The sequence below is a fragment of the Amycolatopsis sulphurea genome, from assembly GCF_002564045.1.
GTDB classification, from domain to species: Bacteria; Actinomycetota; Actinomycetes; order Mycobacteriales; family Pseudonocardiaceae; genus Amycolatopsis; species Amycolatopsis sulphurea.
Map to the genome: position 1 here is coordinate 2529283 of NZ_PDJK01000002.1, position 22812 is coordinate 2552094.

General features: G+C 69.8%; 22 protein-coding genes and 2 pseudogenes. 14 read left to right on the top strand and 10 right to left on the bottom strand.

What is annotated here, in order from left to right:
• Positions 1–39: 39 nt before the first annotated feature.
• Complete coding sequence (locus ATK36_RS17925) at positions 40–678, bottom strand: HNH endonuclease family protein (protein WP_098512604.1); 639 nt, start codon at positions 676–678, stop codon at positions 40–42.
• Positions 679–818: 140 nt separating this feature from the next.
• Entirely contained in the window at positions 819–1487 is a 669-nt protein-coding gene (locus tag ATK36_RS17930) for a hypothetical protein (protein WP_245914873.1), read from the bottom strand.
• Positions 1488–1564: 77 nt separating this feature from the next.
• Here ATK36_RS17930 and ATK36_RS17935 point away from each other — a divergent pair, with 77 nt between their 5' ends.
• The gene (locus ATK36_RS17935; RefSeq protein ID WP_098512605.1) at positions 1565–2851 is read left to right on the top strand and encodes an adenylosuccinate synthase; all 1287 of its coding nucleotides are present in this window, start codon (positions 1565–1567) and stop codon (positions 2849–2851) included.
• A gap of 29 nt (positions 2852–2880) precedes the next feature.
• Here the strand turns inward: ATK36_RS17935 and ATK36_RS17940 are convergent, their stop codons facing one another.
• The 3 genes from ATK36_RS17940 to ATK36_RS17950 form a co-directional block, all read right to left on the bottom strand.
• The gene (locus ATK36_RS17940) at positions 2881–4428 is read right to left on the bottom strand and encodes an amino acid permease (RefSeq protein WP_098512606.1); all 1548 of its coding nucleotides are present in this window, start codon (positions 4426–4428) and stop codon (positions 2881–2883) included.
• Positions 4429–4499: 71 nt separating this feature from the next.
• Positions 4500–5486, bottom strand: coding sequence for a serine hydrolase domain-containing protein (locus ATK36_RS17945; protein ID WP_098512607.1), 987 nt, complete (start codon positions 5484–5486; stop codon positions 4500–4502).
• 32 nt (positions 5487–5518) lie between these two features.
• Positions 5519–6655 carry a glycerophosphodiester phosphodiesterase gene (locus tag ATK36_RS17950; RefSeq protein ID WP_098512608.1) on the bottom strand — a complete coding sequence of 379 codons (1137 nt, stop codon included), beginning with the start codon at positions 6653–6655 and terminating at the stop codon, positions 5519–5521.
• 701 nt (positions 6656–7356) lie between these two features.
• Here ATK36_RS17950 and purD point away from each other — a divergent pair.
• The 10 genes and pseudogenes from purD (at position 7357) to ATK36_RS18000 (ending at position 16812) form a co-directional block, all read left to right on the top strand.
• Positions 7357–8616 (top strand): phosphoribosylamine--glycine ligase, encoded by a 1260-nt coding sequence (purD, locus tag ATK36_RS17955; RefSeq protein ID WP_098512609.1) that lies wholly within the window; start codon positions 7357–7359, stop codon positions 8614–8616.
• 96 nt (positions 8617–8712) lie between these two features.
• Positions 8713–9102 (top strand): PE domain-containing protein, encoded by a 390-nt coding sequence (locus ATK36_RS17960; RefSeq protein WP_098512610.1) that lies wholly within the window; start codon positions 8713–8715, stop codon positions 9100–9102.
• 4 nt (positions 9103–9106) lie between these two features.
• Positions 9107–9685 carry a DUF3558 domain-containing protein gene (locus ATK36_RS17965; protein ID WP_342752033.1) on the top strand — a complete coding sequence of 193 codons (579 nt, stop codon included), beginning with the start codon at positions 9107–9109 and terminating at the stop codon, positions 9683–9685.
• 10 nt (positions 9686–9695) lie between these two features.
• The gene (locus ATK36_RS17970) at positions 9696–11516 is read left to right on the top strand and encodes a hypothetical protein (RefSeq protein WP_098512612.1); all 1821 of its coding nucleotides are present in this window, start codon (positions 9696–9698) and stop codon (positions 11514–11516) included.
• On the top strand, positions 11513–12271 hold the full coding sequence (locus ATK36_RS17975) for an ESX secretion-associated protein EspG (RefSeq protein ID WP_098512613.1): 759 nt from the start codon (positions 11513–11515) through the stop codon (positions 12269–12271). The genes ATK36_RS17970 and ATK36_RS17975 overlap by 4 nt, the downstream gene beginning before the upstream one ends.
• Before the next feature lie 163 nt (positions 12272–12434).
• Positions 12435–12746: a hypothetical protein gene (locus ATK36_RS17980; RefSeq protein ID WP_098514968.1), complete on the top strand. Its 312-nt coding sequence runs from the start codon at positions 12435–12437 to the stop codon at positions 12744–12746.
• Between the two features lie 31 nt (positions 12747–12777).
• Positions 12778–13068 (top strand): annotated as a pseudogene (locus ATK36_RS33625) (WXG100 family type VII secretion target); the annotation flags it as partial.
• Between the two features lie 1653 nt (positions 13069–14721).
• A pseudogene (locus tag ATK36_RS31555) lies at positions 14722–14937 on the top strand (transglycosylase SLT domain-containing protein); the annotation flags it as partial.
• Positions 14938–15336: 399 nt separating this feature from the next.
• Positions 15337–16503 carry a pyridoxal phosphate-dependent aminotransferase gene (locus ATK36_RS17995; protein ID WP_098512614.1) on the top strand — a complete coding sequence of 389 codons (1167 nt, stop codon included), beginning with the start codon at positions 15337–15339 and terminating at the stop codon, positions 16501–16503.
• A gap of 123 nt (positions 16504–16626) precedes the next feature.
• Positions 16627–16812, top strand: a complete 186-nt coding sequence (locus tag ATK36_RS18000) for a hypothetical protein (RefSeq protein WP_098512615.1) — start codon at positions 16627–16629, stop codon at positions 16810–16812.
• Between the two features lie 72 nt (positions 16813–16884).
• Here ATK36_RS18000 and ATK36_RS18005 read toward each other — a convergent pair whose 3' ends face one another.
• Together ATK36_RS18005 and ATK36_RS18010 are read right to left on the bottom strand one after the other, a co-directional pair.
• Positions 16885–17466, bottom strand: coding sequence for an HAD family hydrolase (locus ATK36_RS18005; RefSeq protein ID WP_098512616.1), 582 nt, complete (start codon positions 17464–17466; stop codon positions 16885–16887).
• 16 nt (positions 17467–17482) lie between these two features.
• Positions 17483–18505: a threonine aldolase family protein gene (locus ATK36_RS18010; RefSeq protein WP_098512617.1), complete on the bottom strand. Its 1023-nt coding sequence runs from the start codon at positions 18503–18505 to the stop codon at positions 17483–17485.
• Between the two features lie 133 nt (positions 18506–18638).
• Between ATK36_RS18010 and ATK36_RS18015 the strand changes: the two genes are divergently transcribed.
• The 3 genes from ATK36_RS18015 to ATK36_RS18025 are packed head-to-tail and all read left to right on the top strand — an operon-like array spanning position 18639 to position 20476.
• Positions 18639–19148 carry a SigE family RNA polymerase sigma factor gene (locus ATK36_RS18015; protein WP_098512618.1) on the top strand — a complete coding sequence of 170 codons (510 nt, stop codon included), beginning with the start codon at positions 18639–18641 and terminating at the stop codon, positions 19146–19148.
• Positions 19141–19842: a hypothetical protein gene (locus ATK36_RS18020; RefSeq protein ID WP_098512619.1), complete on the top strand. Its 702-nt coding sequence runs from the start codon at positions 19141–19143 to the stop codon at positions 19840–19842. The genes ATK36_RS18015 and ATK36_RS18020 overlap by 8 nt, the downstream gene beginning before the upstream one ends.
• A 37-nt stretch (positions 19843–19879) precedes the next feature.
• Positions 19880–20476: a TetR/AcrR family transcriptional regulator gene (locus ATK36_RS18025; RefSeq protein WP_098512620.1), complete on the top strand. Its 597-nt coding sequence runs from the start codon at positions 19880–19882 to the stop codon at positions 20474–20476.
• Between the two features lie 8 nt (positions 20477–20484).
• Here the strand turns inward: ATK36_RS18025 and ATK36_RS18030 are convergent, their stop codons facing one another.
• From ATK36_RS18030 to ATK36_RS18040, 3 genes are read right to left on the bottom strand one after another with little or no spacing between them, the layout of a single operon-like run.
• Positions 20485–21189, bottom strand: a complete 705-nt coding sequence (locus ATK36_RS18030; protein ID WP_098512621.1) for a FadR/GntR family transcriptional regulator — start codon at positions 21187–21189, stop codon at positions 20485–20487.
• Complete coding sequence (locus ATK36_RS18035) at positions 21186–22178, bottom strand: lactonase family protein (protein ID WP_098512622.1); 993 nt, start codon at positions 22176–22178, stop codon at positions 21186–21188. Before ATK36_RS18035 ends, ATK36_RS18030 begins: the two co-directional genes overlap by 4 nt.
• Entirely contained in the window at positions 22175–22783 is a 609-nt protein-coding gene (locus ATK36_RS18040; protein ID WP_098512623.1) for a bifunctional 4-hydroxy-2-oxoglutarate aldolase/2-dehydro-3-deoxy-phosphogluconate aldolase, read from the bottom strand. Before ATK36_RS18040 ends, ATK36_RS18035 begins: the two co-directional genes overlap by 4 nt.
• Positions 22784–22812: the final 29 nt, after the last annotated feature.

Here is a 22812-nt window from a genome sequence, read left to right on the forward strand (position 1 = left end):
AGGGGTTGCCCTCCGGGTTTCCGGAGGGCAACCCCCGATTCAGCAGCGGCCGAGCATGTCGGTCAGCGCCGACTTCTCCGCGGTGTTGACGGTGAGCTTGAACTTGTACTTCACGGCCACCCACATCTTGGCGTAGGTGCACCAGTAGCCCGTGGACGGCGGCTTCCACTGGTCCGGCGACTTGTCGCCCTTGGCCTGGTTGACGTTGTCGGTCACCGCGATCAGCTGCGGGTCGGACAGGTCGTTGGCGTAGGCCTGGCGCTGGGCCTGGGTCCAGGACGAGGCACCGGTGCGCCAGGCGTCGGCGAGCGGCACCACGTGGTCGATGTCCACATCGGACGGTGAGGTCCAGGTGGCATCGTCGTAGGGCGACTCCCAGGAACCCGAGGTCGGGTAGCAGTTCGCGCCGACCTGGACGTTGGTGCCGTCACGCTTGAGCACGACCTCGCGGGTGTTGCAGTTGTTGCCCTGGTCGATCCAGTGCGGGAACTTGTCCCGGCTGTAGCCGGTGAGCGAACCGTCCGCCTGCACCGTGAGCGCGGTGAGGTCGCTCTTCGCGGTGGCGGCGGAGGGGATGCCCGGCGGGGTTGCCTCGGCGACTCCGATTGTGGTGGCGCAGAGCAGCGCGACACCGGCTACGACGGTCAACGAATTACGAACAGTACGCACGGTCAGCATATTGCTGCCTCCCAGTCAGATTCAGGGACTTGTTAACCCTCAATCACGGAAGTGGCCGTCGCAACACCTCGGGGTGACATATAACAGACCTTCAGTGAACAGAACGTCACCAGCGCATCGCCGATACCGGAACTTCGCGTTCACCCACGGACGAGCCGAAGGTCGGCGGTATGCCGGTACCAAGTCCGCCGGGTGGTCTCCCGCCCGGCCGGGATACCGTCGATGACCAGCGAAGACGTCGGCAGGCAGCCGATCTGGAAGGCCCGCCCGTGGAAGATCGCGGTGCGTTTCAGGAACCGTCCGCGGGTCACCCGGGCGAGCACTCCGGCGTCATCCGGGGCGATCTCCACCGCGGCGGCCTCGCCGTCGAATGCCACCTGTTCGTCGCAATACGCCTGGCCCTTGACAGCCTCCAGACGGGCGGCTCCGAGCAGCACGCCGCCGGTGTCGTCCCGCACCAGCGGGACCGCCGTGTCGGCTCCGCCGGCCGCGAGCGCGAGCGCGGCGGATGGTTCGGCGGGCAGCCGCCAGCGTGCGGCCGCGGGGGACGGCGCGACCGGCAGGTAGCCGAGCGACACGTCGGAGAGGCGTTCCCGGCGCATGATCCGCACCACCACGGCGGCGAGGTCGCCATCCGTGCCCGCGACCACCAGCCGATCGTATTCCCCCAGCAAGGAATCGATTTCCGGCTTGCCGGGCCGGGTGCCGACCGCGGTCACCGGGAGCTCGGCACCCGCCGCCGCCCGCTGTCCGGCCGCGCCGCAGGCCACCACCGTTCCGCGCACCGCCGGGTCCTCCGTTACAGTCATGCACCGGCATTTACCAGCGCCACCCGTGTCCCTGCCGGGGACGCGTTTTCCTGTTTGCCGAACATCTGGAGTGTCACATGCCGGCGATCGTGCTGATCGGGGCCCAGTGGGGGGACGAGGGCAAGGGCAAGGCGACCGACCTGCTCGGCGACCGCGTCCAGTGGGTCGTCCGCTATCAGGGCGGGAACAACGCGGGTCACACCGTGGTGCTGCCGAACGGCGAGAACTTCGCGCTGCACCTCATCCCGTCCGGGATCCTGACGCCGGGCGTGCGCAACGTGATCGGCAACGGCGTGGTGGTCGACCCCGGGGTGCTGCTCGACGAGCTGGCCGGCCTGGAGGCGCGCGACGTCGACACCAGCGCCCTGCTGATCTCCGCGGACGCGCATTTGATCATGCCGTACCACGTGGAGATCGACAAAGTCACCGAGCGCTACCTCGGCAGCCGCAAGATCGGCACCACCGGCCGCGGGATCGGGCCGTGCTACCAGGACAAGATCGCCCGGGTCGGCGTGCGCGTGCAGGATCTGCTGGACGAGAAGATCTTCCGGCAGAAGGTGGAAGCGGCGCTGGAGTTCAAGAACCAGGTGCTGGTCAAGGTCTACAACCGCAAGGCGCTCGAAGCCGATCAGGTGGCCGACGAGGTGCTCACCGCGGGTGAGCGGTTCGCGCACCGCATCGCGGACACCCGGCTGCAGCTCAACCAGGCGCTGGAGCGCGGCGAGACGGTGCTGCTGGAGGGCTCGCAGGGCACCCTGCTAGACGTGGACCACGGCACCTATCCGTTCGTGACCTCGTCCAACCCGACCTCCGGCGGCGCCAGCGCCGGCTCGGGCATCGGCCCCGGCCGGATCACCACCGTGCTGGGCATCCTCAAGGCGTACACGACGCGGGTCGGCTCCGGCCCGTTCCCGACCGAGTTGCTCGACGAGTCCGGCGAGTACCTGCGCAAGCAGGGCGGCGAGGTCGGCGTGACCACCGGCCGCTCGCGGCGCACCGGCTGGTTCGACGCGGTGATCGCCCGCTACGCGGTCCGGGTCAACGGCATCACCGACTACTTCCTCACCAAGCTGGACGTCCTGTCCGGCCTGGAGCGGGTCCCGGTGTGCGTCGGCTACGAAGTGGACGGCTTCCGCACCTCGGACATGCCGATGACCCAGACCGACGTGCACCACGCCGTGCCGATCTACGAGGAGTTGCCCGGCTGGTTCGAGGACATCTCCTCGTGCCGCACCTTCGCCGAGCTGCCCGCGAACGCCCGCGCGTACGTCGAGCGCCTGGAGGAACTCTCCGGCGCCCGGGTCTCGGCGATCGGCGTGGGCCCCGGTCGCGAGCAGACGATCGTGCGGCACGAGTTCGCCTAGCTTCCGTTTCCAAGTCTGGACGGGGCGCGTCAGCCGAGGCCCTTCAGCTCCTGTTCGACGGCGGCCAGTTCGGCTGCGGAGCCTTGCACCTTCGGGCCGGTGAACCACTTGCGCGCGGACAGTGCCCACCACAGCGCAGCGCCGCCGAGCACGACCAAGAACGCGATGGGCGTGTAGTTGAACGTGTCGACGGTGATCGGTGAGGATTGCGGCAGCATGAAGAGTACGAAGATCACCACGACCCACGCGGTGGCGACGACGCCAATCGGCTTGCCCCAGCGACCCAGGTTCCACGGCCCCTTCTCGAAGCTGTCACCGCGCCGAACGCGAAGGAACACCGGGATCACGTACGCCACGTACAGGCCAACGGTCGCGATGGAAGTGACTGCGGCGTACGCCGTTTGGCTCCAGAGATAAGGCAGCGCCAGAATCAGCGCGCCACCGGCGGCCAGCCATACGGCGTTGGTCGGGGTTTGGGTGCGTTTGTTGATGCGGTGCCAGAACGAGGAACCGGGGATCGCGCCGTCGCGGGCGAAGGCGTAGATCATCCGAGAGTTGGCGGTCACCGAAGCCATCCCGCAGAACAACTGCGCGCCAATGCAGATCAGCAGCAGGAACTTGCCGGTCACCGCGCCGGTCGCGTCGATGAAGATCTGCGCCGGCGGCACCCCGGTGGCCGAGTTGACCGCGCCGTCGTAGTCCTGGATGGCGAAGGTCAGGCCGATCAGCAGCACCCATCCGGCGACCAGGGAGACCAGGATCGACGTGATGATCCCGCGTGGCCCGGCCTTCGACGCGTTCTTCGTCTCCTCGGTCATGTGCGCCGACGCGTCGTACCCGGTGAGCGTGTATTGCGCCAGCAACAGCCCGAGCGCGAACACGTACGCCATCGAGCCCCAGCCGGTCTGGTTCACGAAGCTGCCGAACACGAACGACGCGTCCTGGTGGTGCGCCGGCACGATCACCAGCACGCCCACGATCACGAGCACACCGAGCAGGTGCCACCACACGCTGACGCTGTTGAGCACCGCGACCACCCGGACACCGAAGGTGTTCAGCACGCCGTGCACGACCAGGATGATCGCCAGCAGCAGAATCGTATGCCCTGGCGTGGCACTGAATCCCCACTGCAGATCGAGGAACGCGTTCAGGAACAACGCCGCGCCGAAGTCGATGCCCGCGGTGACCGCGATCTGCCCGATCAGGTTGAACCAGCCGGTGAACCACGACCACGCCGGTCCGTTGCGGGTGGCCAGCTTCGCCGCCCAGTAGTAGAGCCCGCCCGCGGTCGGGTAGCTCGAACACACCTCCGCCATCCCGAGCCCGACGAGCACCACGAACAACCCGACCAGCGGCCAGCCCCAGATCATCACCGCGGGCCCGCCGGTCTTCATGCCGAAGCCGTAGAGGGTCAGGCAACCGGACAGGATCGAGATGATGGTGAAGGAGACGGCGAAGTTCGAGAACGCCGACATGGTGCGCTTGAGTTCCTGCGCATAACCGAGCGCGTGCAGGCGGGCACTGTCCTCGTCGCGATGGCCGGGTTCGGAGGCGGTCTGCGAGCCGGGGACATCCATCGGGCACCCACCTGAAAGGTATGCGGACAGACCTTTGAATCGCCGAAGCTAGCCCGCCCCGTTCACCGGTGTCAAGATCCGGGCAGCACCTCCTCCGCCAGATGGCGTACGACCGGCCACGCCCCCTCCGCGGTGTTCGACAGCACCGTCGTGCTCAGCTCCCGCCCCGGCTGCCACACACTGCGAAACGAGACGCCGTAGTCGTATCCCTCCAGCAGGACCGTGTCCCCGCGCGCGGGCAGCCAGAAACCGAGCCCGTACCGCAACTTCTCCCGGGTGCCGGTCTCCGGGCTGTGCACCGCGGTCATCCGCGCCACCCACTCGCGCGGCACGATCCGGCCGGCCTGCAACGCGGGCCAGAACGCCGCGAAATCCGGCGCCGTCGAGTAGCAGCCGCCATCGCCGCTGCCCACCACCGGCAGGCTGAACACGTTGGTACGCCCGTCTTCCAGGTACCCGGTGGCGGTGCGCGCGGGCAGCTCGTCCGAACGGAGGAACGCGGTGTCCGGCATGCCGGCCGGCTCGGTGACCCGCGTCCGCACGAGTTCCGCGAACGGCAGCCCGGCCGCCCGCTCGGCGAGGATCGCCAGGACCGCGTAGCCGCCGTTGTTGTATGCGAACCGCGCGCCGGGCCGGAATCGTTGCGGCTGCCCGTCCAGTGCGGGCAGGTACGCCGCCGCGGACGTGAATTCCTGCGGCCGCGGCGGCGGCTGCGCGTCCTCGCCGAAGTATTCGCCGATCCCGGACCGGTGCGCCAGCAGCTGTTCCACCGTCACCGCGTCCGCGATCAACGGCAGGTCCGGGCCGAGCAGCTCGCGCACCCGGGTGGTCAGTGCGAGCAGCCCGTCGACGATCAGGCTCACCACCACGAGCGCGGTGAACCCCTTGGTACCACTGGCAATCCCGAACCGCGTATCGACGGTGTTCGGGACCTGGTAGCCCCGATGCGCCCAGCCGTATGCGCGGCCGAGCACCGTTTCCGTGCCTCGCCGGACCAGCAGCGCGCCGGTGAACCCGGTACGCGCGGCCAGCCCGTCGATCCCCTCCCCAAGATCCATTCGAGAAGGTTAGCGAAGGGGACCGACAGAAATCAGCGACCGAGGAAGTCGTGCAGCGATTCCAGCGCGGTGTCCGGCTGGTCGGCGAAGAATCCGTCCACCCCGGCCTGGAAGAACGCGGCCTCCTCGGCGAACACGTTCCCGAATGCGGCCGGGCTGTCCGAGGAACGCAGATTCGCGGGCAGGAACGGGTTTTCGTTGCGGAACGTGTACGGCTGAACCTTCAGCCCCACCCGGTGTGCGTCGGAAATCAGTGAAGTGGGCGTGCCGAGATTACCCTTCGAGTCCAGCGGGATGATCTGCGCCTTCTCCGGTCCGAGGTAGGCCGCGTACTTCGCGACCTCACGCAGCCCGGCAGGCGAGACGAGGTCGGCGTACGTGCGCTTGTCGCCCTTGGCCACCCAGTCCGCCGGCGCCCCGGTCGCGCTGCTCAGCTGCAGCAGCGGAACCTTCACCTCGCGGTGCAGGGCCTGCAGGTTCGACACCTCGAACGACTGGATGGCCACCGGCGCGTTCGGCCGGTTCAGCCCGTTGCGGTTGAGCAGATCCACCAGCTTCGGCTCGGTCGGGTTGCCGATCGAGGAGAAGTAGGTGGAGTGCTTGACCTCCGGGTAGGTGCCGAGCGTGCGGTGCAGCTCCCGGCCGAGCCGCCGGGCGTCGTCGAGCACCTCCTGGTAGGTGGCGATCCGGAACCGGCCGTTGTAGAGCTGGTTGTTCGGGCGGTTCTGCGGGATCCGCTCCTTGGCGAAGAGCGTCTTCAGCTCGGCGAGGGTGAAGTCCTCGGTGAACCAGCCGGTCATCTTCGTGCCGTCGATGACCTTGGTGGTCTTGCGCGCGGCGAACTCCGGGTGGTCCGCGACGTCGGTGGTGCCGCCGATCTCCGGCTCGTGCCGGGCCACCAGCTGCCCGTCCTTGGTCGGCACCAGGTCGACGTCGACGAAGTCCACGCCCATCCGCCAGGCCAGCTCGTAGGAGGCGAGGGTGTGCTCCGGGCGGTAGCCGGGGGCGCCCCGGTGGCCGACGATCACCGGGTCATCGTGCCCGCGGCCGTGCGCCACCGCATCCGGGGCGGTCTGCTCGACGGCCGCGGCCGGGCCGACGGTGAGGCCCGCGACGCCGAGCAGGGCCAGACCGGACAGGGCGAGCATGCCGAGACGTGTGCGTTTCATGGGAGACCTCTCTCTACCGGGTGCCCGGGGAGTTGCGACCGGGGCCACGAGTACCGCGCCACCCTCACCGCCGCAAGCGTCCGCCGGATCGACCCGCCCGGACGAGGGGCTGACGACCGGGTAAACGATGCATGGATTCCGTTTTCGGGCAGCTCGGGCACCGGGGGTGACCGCAGGGCTCCGGCACAGTTGGTCGGGGACCAGGCAGCGGGTGATGCGGAGGTGTGTGCGACCACCTCGTGGCGTGCGCCGGACCGGTTTCGGGTCCGTGAAGGGCCCCTTCACAGACCTCCGCAGCAGGGCCCCCGCAAAGTTGGCCGAGGGCCCGTGATCAGCAGACAGAGCCGTGGCTGCCCGACCGGTTTCGGGTCCGTGAGGGTGCCCCGCACGGACTCAGAGTCCGTGAAGGGGCCCTTCACAGCCCTCCGCAGCTGCGCAGGGCCCTCCACACCGACTTTGCCGGCACCCGGAGGTGACCGGGCAGGTCAGGTGGACGGTTACGGCCTGGCTCGACGAGGGTTGGGTGTCCTGTACGCCGGGTTTGCCGCCGCCGGGGCGATCGCCGTGCCCGGCCCGCGTCCGACATCACCTGTCTGACCAGCCGCAACTCCGCTCGGTGACCCCTTGCCCGATTATCCGGGTGACCCCTGGACCGGACGGCGATAGGCCCGGCCGGTGCACGCACCGTTACGCTGTCCGGCGTGCGCGTACTGGTAATCGGGTCCGGCGCCCGTGAGCATGCAATCGCCCTTGCGGTGTCCGGTGATGCTGGAGTGACGGCGCTCGCCTGCGCGCCCGGTAACGCCGGTACCGCGGCGGTCGCCGAGCAACTCGGAGTCGAGCCTGCCGATCCGGCAGCGGTCGCTGCGCTGGCCAAGGAGTGGCGGGCCGACCTCGTCGTGATCGGTCCCGAGGTGCCGCTCGTCGCGGGCGTCGCGGACGCGGTGCGCGAAGCGGGCATCGCCTGCTTCGGGCCGAGTGCCGCCGCCGCGCGGATCGAGGGCTCGAAGGCGTTCGCGAAGGACGTGATGTCCGCCGCAGGGGTGCCCACGGCCCGCAGCGAGGTCGTCGACACGCCCGCGCGGCTCGACGCGGCGCTTCAGCGCTTCGGGCCCACCTGGGTGGTGAAGGACGACGGGCTCGCCGCCGGCAAGGGCGTGGTGGTGACCGAGGACATCGAGGTGGCCCGCAAGCACGCGCTGATGCTGCTCGACGGCGGCCACCCGGTGCTGCTGGAGTCCTTTTTGGACGGACCGGAGGCTTCGCTGTTCTGCTTCGTGGACGGCCGCACCGTGGTGCCGATGCTGCCCGCGCAGGACTTCAAGCGGGTCGGCGACGGTGGTACCGGCCCGAACACCGGCGGGATGGGTGCGTACGCGCCGCTGCCGTGGGTGTCCGAGGACCTCGTCAACGACGTCGTCGCGCGCATCGTGCAGCCGGTGGTCGACGAACTTGACGCGCGGGGCTGCTCGTTCTCCGGCCTGCTGTACGCCGGGCTTGCGCTCACGTCGGACGGCCCGCAGGTGATCGAGTTCAACTGCCGCTTCGGGGACCCGGAGACGCAGGTTGTGCTCGCCCTGCTGCGTACGTCGCTGGCCGAGGTGCTGAAGGCCACCGCGACCGGGCGGCTGGCCGAGCTTCCGCCGCTGGAGTGGTCGGGCGGCGCCGCGGTCACCGTGGTGATCGCAGCCGACGGTTATCCGGGCAAGCCGCGCACCGGTGACGTGATCACCGGTGGCGAGATCGAAGGCGTGCTGCACGCGGGTACGCGGCGTCGCGAAGACGGCGCGGTCGTGTCCTCTGGTGGGCGTGTGCTCTCCGTGGTGGGCACCGGCAAGACGCTCAAGTCCGCGCGTAAGCACGCGTACGAGACAGTCGAGCGCGTACACCTGGCCGGCTCGCATCACCGCACTGACATCGCGCTGCGTGCTGCGAACGGCGAGGTCGCCGCCCCGGCCTGAAAGGGCCGGGCGAAACTCGCCTCGGATTCACGCGTCCGTTGGTAGCCTCGAAGCGAGTCGCCGCGGTCACTGTCCGTATCACGTGAGGGGTAGCGCATGCCAGGAAGCACTCCGCCGTCCGGCCTGGCGTCCTCGGTCCCGGCCGTGCCGGGGGTCGCGGACCTGGTCGTGCAGCCCAAGAAGCTGCTCGACGTCGCCCGCGTGGTGGAAGAGCAGGTCACTGCGCTTGAAGACAAGCTGCTCACGCGCCTGGGCGAGCTGCGCATCGACACGCCTTCGGCGGACACCGTGAGCATCAACGCGATCGGCGCCTGGAACGTGCTCGTGGCCGAAGGCGACCAGTCCTACGTCGCGCAGGTACGCGAATACGTCGCCAACCTCCACCGTCTCGTCGCGCAGTTGCGCGAAGCGGCGAAGACCTACGAAGCCAGCGAAGCGGACAAGGCCGCGGCTTTCGGGGACCGCGGTGCGCACGGCATCCATTAAGCCCTTGGCCGCCGTCGTCGCAGTCCTCGGTGTCGCCGGATGCTCATCCGGTGACGAGGGCACGGCGTATCCGGCGCAGGCCTCGGTGAGTTCGGCTTCACAGCAGGCGATGGCTTCGCAGCTGCCGCCGCGTCCGGCCGAGTTGCCGATCGCCGGCACTGATCCGTGTGAGTTGCTCGGGCAAGCGCAGTTCGACGCGCTGAAGGTGACCAGCGTGCCGCGAAAGGCCGCGGATCCGCCGGACGGCCCCACGTGCGTGCTCGACGCGAACCAGACCGAGCCGTTCCATGCGTTCCATCTGCGGGTGGTCGGCGCGGATCTGCAGGAGTGGCTCATCGGCGCGCGGCGCAAGAACAGCATGACCACCACGCCCACGAGTGTGGAGGGCTATCCGGCGCTCGCGAACTACCGCGCGTCCGGCACCCCCTCGGACTGCGAAGTGCTCGTCGGCGTCGCGAAGGGACAGACGCTCGCTTCGCAGGCTTTCGCCATCACCGCCGGCGGTTTCAGCCGGCCACAGCTGTGTGAACTCGCCAGCAAGGCCGCCGGACTGGCGGTCCAGGACCTCAAGGTACGGAGCTAAGGGAGCGCGCGTGGAGATCTCGGAACTCGCCGGCAGGATCCGCGACCACCGCTTCGACGGCTGGACCGACACCGCCATCTCCGAGGAGATCGAGAAGTTCGCCACCGGCGACGGAATCGACAGCATCGGCACCGCGGTCGAAGCGCTGAAAGCGGTCTCGGCCGCGCTCGCGGAAACCGACGGCACGTTGCGCGAGCAGCTTGCGAGGCTCGGCGTCGAATGGCAGAGCGCGGCCGGGGGGCAGGCCGGGCAGGTACTCACCGCGCAGGCCGGGTTCTCCCAGGATGCCACGACCAAGGTCGCGCACACCGCGGAAATGCTGTTCGCCCAAGGGGAATTGTTCAGTCACACCAAATACAAGCTGCCGAACCCGGCGACCGTGCGCAAGGGGGCGGGCGGGCTCACCCTCGGTGACTCGGTGCTCAGCCTGATCGGCTTCGAGACCGATCACGCCGCGGAGGTCGAGGCCGCGGAGAACGCGCGAGCCCAGGCCCTTGAGGCGTTGAACGCCTACGCCCAGCAGAGCGGCGAGATCCTGTTGTCCAATAAGGAATTGAGCAAGCCGCAGGCGCTGTCCATGATCGCGCCGGACGGGCCGGGCGTGGTGGACCGCGCCGGCACGGCGGTCGAGGTGACGCCGGACGGCGGGGTGAAGCCGGCGTCCGCGTCGATGCGTTCGCAGCACGTCGAGCCACCTTCGGTACAGCAGGTCAGCAGGCCGGTGGCCGACCCGCCGGTGGCCACGGACGGCGTTGCCACTCCCGCGCCGCGGCCCAGCCGGGTCACCCCGGCTTCGTACGTCAAGCCGTCCCCGCCTCCGTCACGGCCATCGCCGATTCAGGAAGCGTTGGCCGGACATGGCTCGGCGGCACCGCAGGCCCGCGCCGGCCGGTGCGCTCCGGAAGTGCCGGTCAGTCCCGGAAACCCTCGTGTGGCAGGGAATCCCGGCGGCACACGGGTGCCGGGTCGCGCGGCGGTGCCGGGCGGTTCGGGAGTGCCGGGCGGTTCGCCGGGACACGGCGGCTCGCCGGTGTCGCGAGGACCGGTCGGCAGCCACGGCTCCCCGGGCGGTTCCGGGGTTGCGGAGGGCAGCAGGCCCGGTGGCAACCACCCGGAGCCGCCGCGGGGCGGTACCGGGCCGGATGGCGGGCTCGGCCATCGCGGCGGTGGTGCGGCAGACGGCGGTGGTGCGGCAGGTCGCGATGGAGCTGTAGCCAATGGTGGCGGCGCGGCCGGTGACAGTGGCGCCGCAGGTGACGGTGGCGCGGTCGGTGACAATGGCGCGGTCGGCGGCGCGGCAAGCGGCGGTGGTGGTGCCGCAGGAGGCGGTGGTGCCGCCGGCGGTGGTCTCGGCAGTGCGCACGACCACCGGCTGAACCCCGGTCATCTGGTCGGCAGCGTCCCGCAGCCGCCGGACCCGCCCAGCACTGGCAGCGCTCCGCCCGCTCCGCCACAGAGCGATGCTTCGGCCGGCGACATCGGTGCGGGCGCCGCGGCGATCGGCGCTGGAGTCGCCGGTGGCGCGCTGGCCGGGGACCGCGAACGGCAGGGCCGCGGGTTCGGTGGTCCGCCGACGAAAGGCCTGGCACAGCCGTTGCCGGTGGAGGAACTCCCCGAGGAAGAAGCGGTCGCGCTGCGCAAGGCCGAGCAGATCAGCCCCCGAACGGGCGGCGGCGACGCGAAGTTCCTCTCCCCGGCGGCGACCCAGGCCGAGGCGGACGCCGAGCCCGTGCGCCGCTTCGGCGTCGACGACCGGGACCTGTTCACCGACAGCCGGATGGTCAGCCGCGATGTGCTCGGCGGGGGCGCCGGGGAAGAGCGCCGCCTGTGAACCTGGTGCTGTCCACGCTCGAATTCGACGTGCTGTGGGAATCGCTTGATCTCGGCGCCCGCCCGCCCGCGCTGGGGGTGCGTTCGCCCGGTACCACGCATTCACAACGCCGGTCGCTGGTCGAGTCGGCCTGGGAGTCGCTGGCGCAGCGGCGGCTCGCCCGCGCCGGCCGTCCGAACAGCGCCCTGCTCGACCAGTTGCACCTGCTCGCGCGGCCGCAGTTCGCGGTGGACGTGTGGGTGTGGGCCGAGCGGGAGATCCACGGCCGCGCGGTGAGTCGCGGCAGCCAGGCCGTACTCGGCGTGGTCGACCGCGACGAGGTGTGGCTGATCCCGGCGGACGAGGGCTCGCTCGCCGAGGCCGCCGTCCCGGTCGCCGGTGAGCTCGGTCCCGGTGTCGGCCAGTCCATCTCGGTTCCGCACGACATCTTGGTCGCCGCCGACGCGGCCGCGCAGGGCGAACCGAAAGCACTGGTCACCGCGCTGGAAGACCGTGGACTGGAGCTGTGGCACGCGCAGGAGCTGGCCGGCATGCTGCTCGGCCAGGAGGCCCGCGGCCAGTTCTGCGCGGAACGCGTCCTGCGCGACGGCACCGTCCGCCGTTCTCCCCGGGTGGCCGCCTTCTACGACACCGATTCCGGCCGGTACCTCTTCCAGCTCACCGACGACCCGGACGGCCGCGGCTGGGCCACGGTCAGCCCGGCCGACAACGCGGTACTCCTCGATCGGGTGCGCGAGCTGCAGGCCGGGCTCTGATTCCGGGCGTGATTCCGGGGCGGTGAGTACCTGCCTCCGGTGGAAGTCGGGCAGAATTGCACACGGCGCGCGTTCGACGTCTTACAGTGTGCAGGGAACCGGCCTGATCACCGGTGCGTCCGAACCGTTCGGAAGCGAGAGTCGCGAAAGGGATGGCGAACGGGTGCCTGTCTACGATGCGGATTCCATGGCCATCGCGGCCCGGAACATCGAGAAGTTGAAGGATGAGTTCGAGAAGTCCCGAAAGCAACTCACCGGCGTCGACGACGAGCCGGACAGCCCGTTCGGCACGATGGGTGGCTCGAAGGACGTGCACGGCGCGGTCGGCCAGTTCAAGCAAGGCGTGCACAGCGAGTTCGACGCGGCCGGGAAGCTGATGGAGGCGACCGGGTTCATCCTCCGCAAGGCGGCCGGGCTGATGGCTGAGACCGACCAGGTCGCCAAACGCGATTTGACCGTGCACGAAGACCGCTGAACAGGCACTACGTGGGTGAGGGGCGACAGGGATGGGGTTGATCGACTTCCCGCCGGCTTGGCAGGGCATTGTCGACAAGGCGAAGAAGGTCGACGGCATCAAGCCGGAGTCGATCGAGAAGGCCGCACAGCAGTTCAAAGACGCCGCGCAGCAGGCAGGCGATCACAGCGCGGCGATGAAGTCCTCCACGGATTCGCTCGCGGACGGCGTCTGGAAGGGCGACGCGGCAGACGCGTTCGTCGGTTATGTCCGGCAGATCACTTCCGCCGGCGACAAGGTGCAGGGGCACCTCGCCGACGTCGGCAATGATCTGAGCAAGCTGTCGCAGGATCTCAGCGGCGTGAAGAACAAGGTCACCAGCGCGCTGGACGACGCGCACAAGTCGATCGACGCTCGCATCAAGGCCGAGACGGCGAAGGCGCAGAACGCGCAGAACGCCGAGGCGGCGTACGCGAAGTCGGACAAGAGCGGTCCCGCGCCGAGCCCCACGTCGCAGTCGATCATCGACGCGGCGAACAAGGCGAACGAAGCGGACGCCACGAAGGCGCAGCAGACCATCGATCCGCTGCTCGAACAGGCCGACGGCATGGTCAAGTCGTCGCAGCAGCTGATGCAGACCCAGATCGAGGGCGGCTACTCGAAGGTCCCGCTGCCCGGCTCGGACGGCACGATCCCGCAGAGCACCGGCGGCCTGCACACCAGTCACGGCGGCGGTGGTGGCGGTGGCCACCACAGCGGCGGTGGTGGGGGCGGCGGTGGCGGTGGTCTCGGCCCGAGCGGCGGCCCGCCCTCCTCCCCGCCGCCGGGGAACGTGCAGCAGTGGATCGACGAGGCGATCAAGGAGCTGCAGGCCGCCGGGGTCAACGTGACCGAGGCAGATGTCAAGAACATCTGGGCGATCATCCAGCACGAGTCCGGCGGGAACCCGAACGCGATCAACAACTGGGACTGCGTTCCCCTCGACACGGCGATCCTGACCCGGCGTGGCCTGCTCAAGCACGGCGATGTCCTGGTGGGCGACGAAACCATCGGCTACAACCCGGCGACCGGCCGTAGCGAGTGGACCCGGATCACCCGGGTTGTGCACCACGAGAACGCGCGGCTGGTCCGGATCGCGAACAGCCGCTGGCAGGCGACCACGACGCCGAATCACCGCTGGCTGACGGTTCCGCGGGTTGGTGTCGCGCAAGCCGGGCAGCCGCGTACGGAAACTCAGGCCGCGGTGGGCGTAGCTGTGCACCCCGAATCGGCTAGGACCGCGTACGCGACCGAAGGGCGCTTCGTCACCACCGACGAGGTGGCCGATGGCGATCGGCTCCTGCTGTCCGCGGCCGCGGAGACCGGAGAAGGTTTGGACGTGACCGTGCGGGAGGCCGCCCTCCTCGGCTGGATCGCCGGCGACGGGCGCGTCGAGAGCCGGCAACACCGTCCGACGATGTCGATCGCACAGTCGAAATCGGCTGCGGCCGGCGAGATCCGGGAGCTGCTCGCCGACGTTCCGCATGTCGAGTATCTCGACGATCAAGGCGGCCCGCGGTACCAGTTCCGTCTCGACCACGATTACGCGCAGGATTTGCTGCGGCGGGCGGGAAATCCGAAGTCGGAGGCGTTCGCTCAGGTACTCGCGATGTCGGCACTGCAGCGGGCCGCCTGGCTCGAAGCCGTGATCGACGCGGAGGGCGCCTGGTACGACGAGCCGGGCCGGCCGGCGCCGAAGGTGACGATCCACCGGGCTCCGGGTGAAGTGCTCGAAGCCATCGTGCTCGCGGTCTACCTTTCCGGCGCGCGGCCGCGAGTGTCCTTTGTGGACCAGACGGATACCTGGCAGCTGGAGGCATCGGTGCGGGCGAACCGCCCCGTCGTCTCCGGTGGATCGCTCCGCCGGGAGGAGGCCGGTCGCGGGGACGTCTGGTGCGTCACCACCGAACTCGGCACCTGGACCGCACGCGAGGGCGAGCACTTCTACCTCACCGGGAACTCGAACGCGGCCGCCGGGCATCCGTCCAAGGGCCTGATGCAGTGCATCGACTCCACGTTCAACGCGCACAAGCTTCCCGGGCACGACAACATCTACAACCCGGTGGACAACATCATCGCCGGGGTCCGGTACTCGATCGACCGGTACGGCTCGATGGGCAACGTGCCGGGGATCGCCGCGATGGCGCACGGCGGCGCGTACCGGGGGTACTGACCCGTCATCGAGTGCCGAGAACGGCGTCCGGCCGTTCTCGGCACTCATACGGCGGTTCCGGGGGTATTTCCGCAAACCGGCCGATCCGGTGGCCTGGGACGCGCGGAGTCTGTGAGGGACCCTGCGCCGACCGCGGAGGTCCGTGAAGGTCTGTGAAGGGCCCCTTCACGGACTCTGAGACAGGTCCGGCGCACAGCGCGAGGTGGTCGCGCATCTCGAACACCGCCGCATCGTCCGTTGCCGGGCGTGGTCGACGAAGATGGCAGGTGCCGTCGATGATGACGCGGCAGCCACGGCTCTCTGCTGATCACGGGCCTCGACCAACTCTGCCGGGCCCCTGGCGCCTTCCCCAGTGAGGCCGGTCCTGGGCGCCGGACGTGCGGGCTTTAGCCTGGCGACATGGTCGACCTTGGTACTTTCGGCGGTCCCGCGCTGCGGGCGGGCGTGCCTCCTTTCCACGTGATGGACGTGCTGTCCGCAGCGCAGGCCCGGCAGCGCAGCCACGGCGACGTCGTGTCGCTCGCTGCCGGGCAGCCGTCCGTGCCCGCGCCGGAGCCGGTGCGGCGGGCTGCGAGCGAGGCGCTGGGTAAGCAAACCCTCGGCTACACCGAGCAGCTCGGCATCCCTGAGCTGCGCGAAGCCGTCGCCGGGCACTACCGGCGCACTTACGACGTGGACGTGGCGGCGCAGGACGTCGTGATGACCACCGGCTCGTCCGGCGGGTTCCTGCTGTCCTTCCTGAGCGCGTTCGACCCCGGTGCGCGGGTCGCGATGGCGCGGCCGGGCTACCCGGCCTACCGCAACCTGCTGAACGTGCTGGGCTGTGAGGTGGTCGAGTTCCCGACCACGGCGGAGACGAACTTCCAGCCCACCGTCGAGCTGCTCGACCGGCTCGGCCCGCTCGACGGGCTGATCGTGGCCAGCCCGGCCAACCCGACCGGCACCGTGCTGCCGCCCGGCGAGCTGGCCGCGATCTCCGGGTGGTGTGCTTCACACGGGGTCCAGCTCATCAGTGACGAGATCTACCACGGCATCACCTACGGCGCGCAGCTCGACTGTGCCTGGCAGTACAGCCGGGAAGCCCTCGTGCTCGGCTCGTTCTCGAAGTACTTCGCGATGACCGGCTGGCGGCTCGGGTGGATGCTGGCGCCGGCCCGGCTGCACCGCTCGATCGACGTGCTGACCGGCAACTTCACCATCTGCCCACCGGCGCTCTCGCAGCATGCGGCCGTCGCGGCGTTCACCCCTGAGTCCTATGCGGAGGCTGACGCGCACGTCGCGCGCTACCGCGGCAACCGCGACCGGCTGTTCGCCGGGCTTCGCAGCATCGGGCTCGACAAGCTCGCCCCGGCCGACGGCGCCTTCTACGCGTACGCGGACGTCTCTGCGTACACAACGGACAGCTTGAGCTGGTGCCAGCGGCTGCTCGCGGACACCGGGGTCGCAATCATCCCCGGGATCGACTTCGACCCGGTCGACGGTGGCCGGTTCGTGCGGTTTTCCTTCGCCGGAGCAGCGGAAGACATCGACGAGGCGGTGCGCCGGCTGGGCACCTGGCTGGGGTGAACACCGTCAGGGGAACCCGGAGAAACCCCTGAACGTTGACTCGGAAAGGCGCGTTTCCGGCGGTGAAGTGGCACGCTGGAGGGCACCGGGCCGAGATGGCACGGAACGGCACTCGGAGGGGCCATGTTCTGGAAGATCGTCGGAGGACTCATCGTCGCGTGGATCGCCTTCATGGTGCTCGGCGGGATCCTCGGGTTCGTGTTCAAAACGGTGCTGTGGATCGCGATCATCGGCGGTGCGGTGTTCCTGGGCACCGCCGCCTACGGCGCGATCTCCGGCCGGAAGAATTCCAAGCGGATCAATGGCTGACATGAGGTGAAAGCTGTGAAGGGGCCCTGCACGGACTCTGAGTCCGTGCAGGACCCCTTCACAGCCATGGGATCAGCCCAGCGCGGCGCGGGCGGCCTCGGCGCCGTTCCATACATGCGCGCGCAGGCCGACCGCTCGCGCTCCGTCCACATTGGACGCTCGGTCGTCGAAGAACAGGCACTCGCCGGGTTCGGCGCCGAGCTGCGCCAGCAGCAGCCGGTAGATCTCCGCGTCCGGCTTCGCGCATCGCACGTCGCCGGAGAACATCGTGTGGCGGAACAGCTTCGCCCACTCCTGCTCGCGCACCCAGGCACCGAAGGTGACCGAGGCGTTGGACAGCAAGGCAAGCGACGCACCGGCCTCGGCCAGCGATTCGAGCAGGTCGAGCGCCTCCGTGGTCAGGTGTGACCAGCCCGCCACGTCCAGCGCGGTGAGTTCGGCCGAGAGCGCCTCGTCCACCTGCACGCCGAGGCGCTCCCCGATCGCGGTCCAGTAGGCGAGGTCGGTCGATCCCCGGTCGTAGGGTTCGCGCAGCTCCCAGTACACCGGCTCGAAGTCCTCGGCCGGCACGCCGGTCACAGCGGCCAGTTTCGGTACAGCCGTAGTGCGAGTGCACAGCACTTCGCCGTAGTCGAACACGATCCAGTGGGACACGTGACTTCCCCGGGGGTCAGGCGCCGGTCTTGAGACGGCGCAGCGTTTCGTCGATATCCGTGGCGGAAAGGTCGCGGTGCGTGGTGAACCGCACCTTGCCCGCCATCGGCACGGTGCGGATGCCGAGCGACTCCAGCCAGCCCAACGCGGTGGGCAGATCCGGTACCTCGGCGAGCACGATGTTGGTCTCCGGCGTGTTCACGCCCCAGCCGTGTTCGGCGAGCCCGGTGGCGAGCCGCCGGGCGAACTCGTGTGTCGCGGCCAGCTCGCCGGTCCGGTCCAGCGCGACCAGGCAGGCCGCGGCGAGCACACCGCCTTGCCGCACGCCGCCGCCGAGCATCTGCCGCATCCGGCGGGCACGTTCGACGAAGTCCTTGCTGCCCGCGACCACGGAACCGACCGGCGCCCCGAGCCCCTTGCTGAAACACGCCGACACGGTGTCGACGCCGACGGTCAGCGCCGCGGGAGGCACCTGCAGCGCCACTGCCGCGTGCCAGATCCGGGCGCCGTCCAGGTGCACGGCGAGCCCGGCCTGTTTCGCGACGGACAGTAGTTGCGCGTGTTCGTCCGGCGGCGTGACCGCGCCACCAGCGGCGTTGTGCGTGTTCTCCAGGCACAGCAGCGTGGTGCGAAGCGTGAAATACGGCCCGGTGCTGCCGATCGCGGCGGCCAGCGTGTCCGGGGTGGGACGGCCGGGGCCTGCGTCGTGTTCGAGCGGATCCGGCATCCCACCGGCCAGCCAGGCGGCCGAACCGAGTTCGTTGGCGAGCACGTGCGCACCGCGGGTGGCGAGGAACCGGTCACCGCGCTGGAGGTGCAGGCTCAGCGCGATCAGGTTCGCCATGGTCCCGCTCGGCGTCCACAGCGCGGCCGGCATGCCGAGCACCTGCGCGGCACGCCGTTCCAGCTCGGCGACGGTCGGATCGGTGCCGATGACGTTGTCGTCGACTTCGGCCTCCGCCATCGCCTGGCGCATCGCCTGGTCCGGACGGGTGACGGTGTCGGAGCGGAAGTCGATCGGCCGGGCAGTACTGGTCACGAACCGATCACAGCACAACTCCGGAGCGGGATTCAATGCACTCGGGTGGAACGAACCCGGTTGATCGTGCAACCGTGTATGCCCCCGGTTCCGTCTTCCAGGCGGACCTGTCACGAGTGGAGCTGCAGAGCGCGTGGACCAGCGCGACGAACAGGAGTTCGCGGAGTACTTCGCCGCGAAGCGGGAGGCTGTCCGCCGGACCGCGTACCTGCTCTGCGGTGATTGGCACAAGGCCGACGACCTCGCCCAGACCGCGTTCGTCGCGCTGCACCGGAGGTGGAAGAAGATCAGGGACCGGGCGGCCACCGATGCGTACCTGCGCAAGACGCTGGTCCGCGCGGTGATCGACGAATCGCGCCGGCCGTGGCGGCGGGAGCGGCAGACCGAGGTGCTGCCGGAACCGGTCTCCGACGGCCCCGGCGTGGCCGAGCGCGTGGCGAACCGGGAAGACCTGCTCGCCGCGCTGAAGGAGGTGCCGCGCAAGCAGCGGGCGGTGCTGGTGCTGCGGTATTTCGACGGGCTCGACGTGAGCGCCGCGGCGAAGGCGCTCGGCTGCAGCGAGGGCAACGTGAAGAGCCAGACGGCGCGTGGGCTGGCGAACCTGCGGCAGGTGCTGGACCGGGAGGTGGAGCCGAATGGATGAGCACGACCTGGAGAAGCTGCTCTCCGGCGCTCCCGGCGAGATCCCGCCGGCCGGTTTCGACCTGGCGGACGTGGTCCGGCGTTCGCAGCGCGAGACGCTCCGCCGGCGCAACCGGATCGCCGTGGGTGCCGCTGCGGTGCTCGTGGCCGCGGGTTTCGGCACCTGGGGAATCGTCGGCAGTGTGGGTGATACATCCGGTTCGTCCCCGGTCATGAATTCAGCCGACGGACCGGCGCAACCCAGTGGTCCGGCCGCACGTCCTTTCGGTACCGGGGGTAACCAGAACTTCCCGTCTCCGCAGTCTCGGCAGGGAGACAGCGGGAACGGGAAGACCGGCCCTGTGGCCGAAGGCACCCACGGGTGCGCACGGGTGGACTGGGAGCTCGCCACAGCCCTCGCTGGCGAGCTCCCAGGCCACTTGATCCCTGCCAATGCCTCCCCGGGTAGCGCCTGTACGACGGATTCGCGCGGCGCCGGGTTCCCACTTCCGGACGGCGCGATCTCGGCCGCGGTGTTCCCCTCGGGCCGGCCGGTCGTAGTGCCCGCCCAGCCCGCCGGATCGCGTACGGTGCAGCACGCGGCCGCCGGGGGCGGGACTGTGGTGCTGGTCAGTGTGCCGGGGACGAGCGGGCAGCCGCCGCCGTTCGCGGCCGAGCTGGACCGGCTCGTCGCCGGGCTGGCTGCGCGGTTCTGACCTCGGCCGGCCCGCTGGGCTGGCAGAATGTGCGGCCATGACGGCAGCGACCACCCCGAAGGGCGAGCGCCGCCGTGCGGCACTCGTCGAATCTGCGGCCGGACTGCTGGTCGAGGGCGGATTCGACGCCGTGCGGCACCGTGCGGTCGCCGAGCGGGCCGGGTTGCCGCTCGCCTCCACCACGTACTACTTCGATTCGCTGGAGGACCTGGTCACCGCCGCGGTCGAGCATCATTCGCAGGCCGAGCTGGCCAACGGCCGTCGCCGGCTGGACGAGCTGGCCACCCGGCACCGTGGGGTGCAGGCCACCGTGGAGCTGGTGCTGGACCTGCTGCTCGGCCCGTCCAGCGGCGACCCGGAGACGGACGCGGAAGCCGTGCTGCTGCGCTACGAACGGCTCGTGGCCACCGGGCGGCGGCCGTATCTGCGCCCGCTCATGCGTACCTTGTCCGCGCAGCTGAACGAGCTGTTGACGGAGATCTTCGCCCGCTCGGGCACCCCGGTGACCGAGGTAGCGCTGGAAAGACTGGTCGCGCTGGTCGACGGCGCGGTGGTGAACGCGTTGATCGCGGTCGACCCGGAGCCCCGCGTGTCCGCGGCCCGTATGCTGACCGCCGCGCTGTCCGAGGACTGAGGCTGGTTCTACGGTTTCCGGCCGCGGGCTTGGTTGAGATCTTCGTGGGATTTCGTCACCAGCGCCAACATCGCTGATTCCGCGGCGTCCGGATCGCGGGCGACGATGGCGTCCAGCACCTTGCGGTGGCTCGGTACCGGGTCGCCGGTGGTCGGGGCGTGGTGCACGATCCGGTCTCGTTCGGTGAGCCCGATCGCGAGCACGCGCTCGACCTGGCGCAGGAAGTTGTTGTGGGTAGCGGCCATCAGTGCTCGGTGGAAAGACAGATCGGCCTCGACGCTGGCGTCCGGATCGGACTTCGCGGCGGCCATCCGGTCGAGCGCGCTTCGCAGCGCCGCGAGGTCCTCGTCTCCGGCGCGTTCTGCCGCGAGCCGTGCCGCCGAGGGTTCCACCACGGTGCGTGCCTCGGTCAGCTCGTCGAACAGGGCCGGGTTCCCGCTGGCCGCGGTTTGCCAGCGCATCACGTCGGCGTCGAGCAGGTTCCAGCGATCTCGCGGCTGAACGAACGTCCCGCGCTTCTGGCGTGCGTCGATCATTCCCTTTGCTGCCAGCACTTTCAGTGCTTCACGGAGCGCGGTCAGGCTGATGTCCAGCTCCTCCCGCAGGGCGGGGAGGTCGAGCACGGTGCCTTCGCCCCATGCGCCGGACAGGATGCGGGCGGCCAGCGTTTCCACGGTCTGGCCGTGCAGGCCGCGCGGGCGGTGTTCGTTCAACGCAGTTCTCCCCGGCAGGGCAGGAGGAAACTCGGCGACCCGGTGCCGAACCGGCGGACCTCGGCATTTCCCAAGTCCGCCAACGGGAACGACGTGATCATATCGTCCTGTTGCGCGGCGACGTAACAGATTCCGCCGACGACGGCGAAGTGTCGCGGATGCGCACCGCACGGCTGGTCCGCGCTTGCCCGCCCGCCCTTGAACGCCGTGATGCAGTCCGGTCCGCGGTTGGACAGGTAGGTGCCGGAGTCCAGAACTTCCAGGTGTGCCACCAAAGATCTGCCGCCCGTGGCCGGTGTCCTCGTGACGAACTCGAACTCACCGACGGCGGTTTCGCGCACTGTCAGCAGCTCACCGGAAAGCTCGCCGGCGACGTAGGCTTCCGCGCTGCCCGGGATGCGGACGAGCTGGCGTGGCCCAGTGCCCGGCGGCAGCTTCGACACCGACCGCGGCGAAAGCCTCCCTGCCGCGGAGACTGCGTAGCTGCGGATCTCGTCGGTACCCAGATCCACCGCGCTGACCACGGAACCGTCCGGCGACGGCACGGCCATGTGGACGTGTGCGGATTCCTGCCGGTCCGCATCGGGGCCGGAGCCGCTGTGCTGCACGAGATCGGTGCGGCCGGCGATCCGGCCGTCGTCGCGTAGCGCGAACACTGCGAGGCTGCCGCTGGTGTAGTTGGCGCAGAACAGAAATCGGCCGTCCGGAGATACGGCGAGATGGCACGGATCCGCCCCACCGGTGCCCTCCACGTCGAGTGCGGTCAGCTCCCCGCCGTTGAGTGAAATCGACGTGACCGCACCGGTTTCGGTCTCGTTGGCGGCGTACACCATGGGCAACGCAGGATGTTCGGCCAGCCAGGACGGTGAAGTCATCGGCAGGGTCGACTCATGCACCAGCTCGCCGGAGGAAGTCCTTCGCAGGACTGAGATTCCGGCGCCGTTGCCGCCGCTTTCCGCGGTGTAGCAGCCGACCAGCAGCACGCTCATCGCTGCACCAACGCAACGACCCGTGCCCGGATTTCCTCGGCCGTGCCACGGGTCAGCGCCGATCCGATCCCGCACGCGACCGCGCCCGCGGCAAGCCACTCCGGTACGTCGGCGGGCTCGATTCCGCCCGTCGGCACGAGCGGAGCCTGCGGCAAGGCCGCGCGTAGGTCCTGCACCCACTGCGGCCCCAGCGCCGAGGCGGGGAAGACCTTCACCGCGTCCGCGCCTTCTTCCAGCGCGCGCACGATCTCGGTGACCGAGCCGGTGCCGGGAAACGCGGCGGCGCCGTACCGGTGTGCGGTGCGGATAACCTCGGTGTGCAGCGACGGGGACACCAGAAACCGCGCCCCGGCCCGGATCGCCGCCGTCGCCGACGATTCGTCGAGCACCGTGCCCGCCCCGATCGTCGCGTCCGGATACGCCGAGGTCAGCTCCTCGATCGCGGCCAGCGCGCCCCGGTTCGTGAGCGGCACTTCCACCGACCGGAGCCCGGCGTCGAGCACCGAGCGCGCGGCCGCGACCGCGGAAACCGCATCCGCGGTCCGCACGATGCCGACGACCCCCTGCCGCATTGCCTCGTGGGTGATCTGCCACCGGTATCCCATCGACGCACCTCCTCGCGACGCCACTGTGG

What these genes read in the sequence shown, in the direction of transcription:
- ATK36_RS17925 (WP_098512604.1), bottom strand. Translation starts at nt 678, where the DNA reads ATGCTGACCGTGCGTACTGTTCGTAATTCGTTGACCGTCGTAGCCGGT.
- ATK36_RS17930 (WP_245914873.1), bottom strand. Translation starts at nt 1,487, where the DNA reads ATGACTGTAACGGAGGACCCGGCGGTGCGCGGAACGGTGGTGGCCTGC.
- ATK36_RS17935 (WP_098512605.1), top strand. Translation starts at nt 1,565, where the DNA reads ATGCCGGCGATCGTGCTGATCGGGGCCCAGTGGGGGGACGAGGGCAAG.
- ATK36_RS17940 (WP_098512606.1), bottom strand. Translation starts at nt 4,428, where the DNA reads ATGGATGTCCCCGGCTCGCAGACCGCCTCCGAACCCGGCCATCGCGAC.
- ATK36_RS17945 (WP_098512607.1), bottom strand. Translation starts at nt 5,486, where the DNA reads ATGGATCTTGGGGAGGGGATCGACGGGCTGGCCGCGCGTACCGGGTTC.
- ATK36_RS17950 (WP_098512608.1), bottom strand. Translation starts at nt 6,655, where the DNA reads ATGAAACGCACACGTCTCGGCATGCTCGCCCTGTCCGGTCTGGCCCTG.
- ATK36_RS17960 (WP_098512610.1), top strand. Translation starts at nt 8,713, where the DNA reads ATGCCAGGAAGCACTCCGCCGTCCGGCCTGGCGTCCTCGGTCCCGGCC.
- ATK36_RS17995 (WP_098512614.1), top strand. Translation starts at nt 15,337, where the DNA reads ATGGTCGACCTTGGTACTTTCGGCGGTCCCGCGCTGCGGGCGGGCGTG.
- ATK36_RS18000 (WP_098512615.1), top strand. Translation starts at nt 16,627, where the DNA reads ATGTTCTGGAAGATCGTCGGAGGACTCATCGTCGCGTGGATCGCCTTC.
- ATK36_RS18020 (WP_098512619.1), top strand. Translation starts at nt 19,141, where the DNA reads ATGGATGAGCACGACCTGGAGAAGCTGCTCTCCGGCGCTCCCGGCGAG.
- ATK36_RS18025 (WP_098512620.1), top strand. Translation starts at nt 19,880, where the DNA reads ATGACGGCAGCGACCACCCCGAAGGGCGAGCGCCGCCGTGCGGCACTC.
- ATK36_RS18035 (WP_098512622.1), bottom strand. Translation starts at nt 22,178, where the DNA reads ATGAGCGTGCTGCTGGTCGGCTGCTACACCGCGGAAAGCGGCGGCAAC.
- ATK36_RS18040 (WP_098512623.1), bottom strand. Translation starts at nt 22,783, where the DNA reads ATGGGATACCGGTGGCAGATCACCCACGAGGCAATGCGGCAGGGGGTC.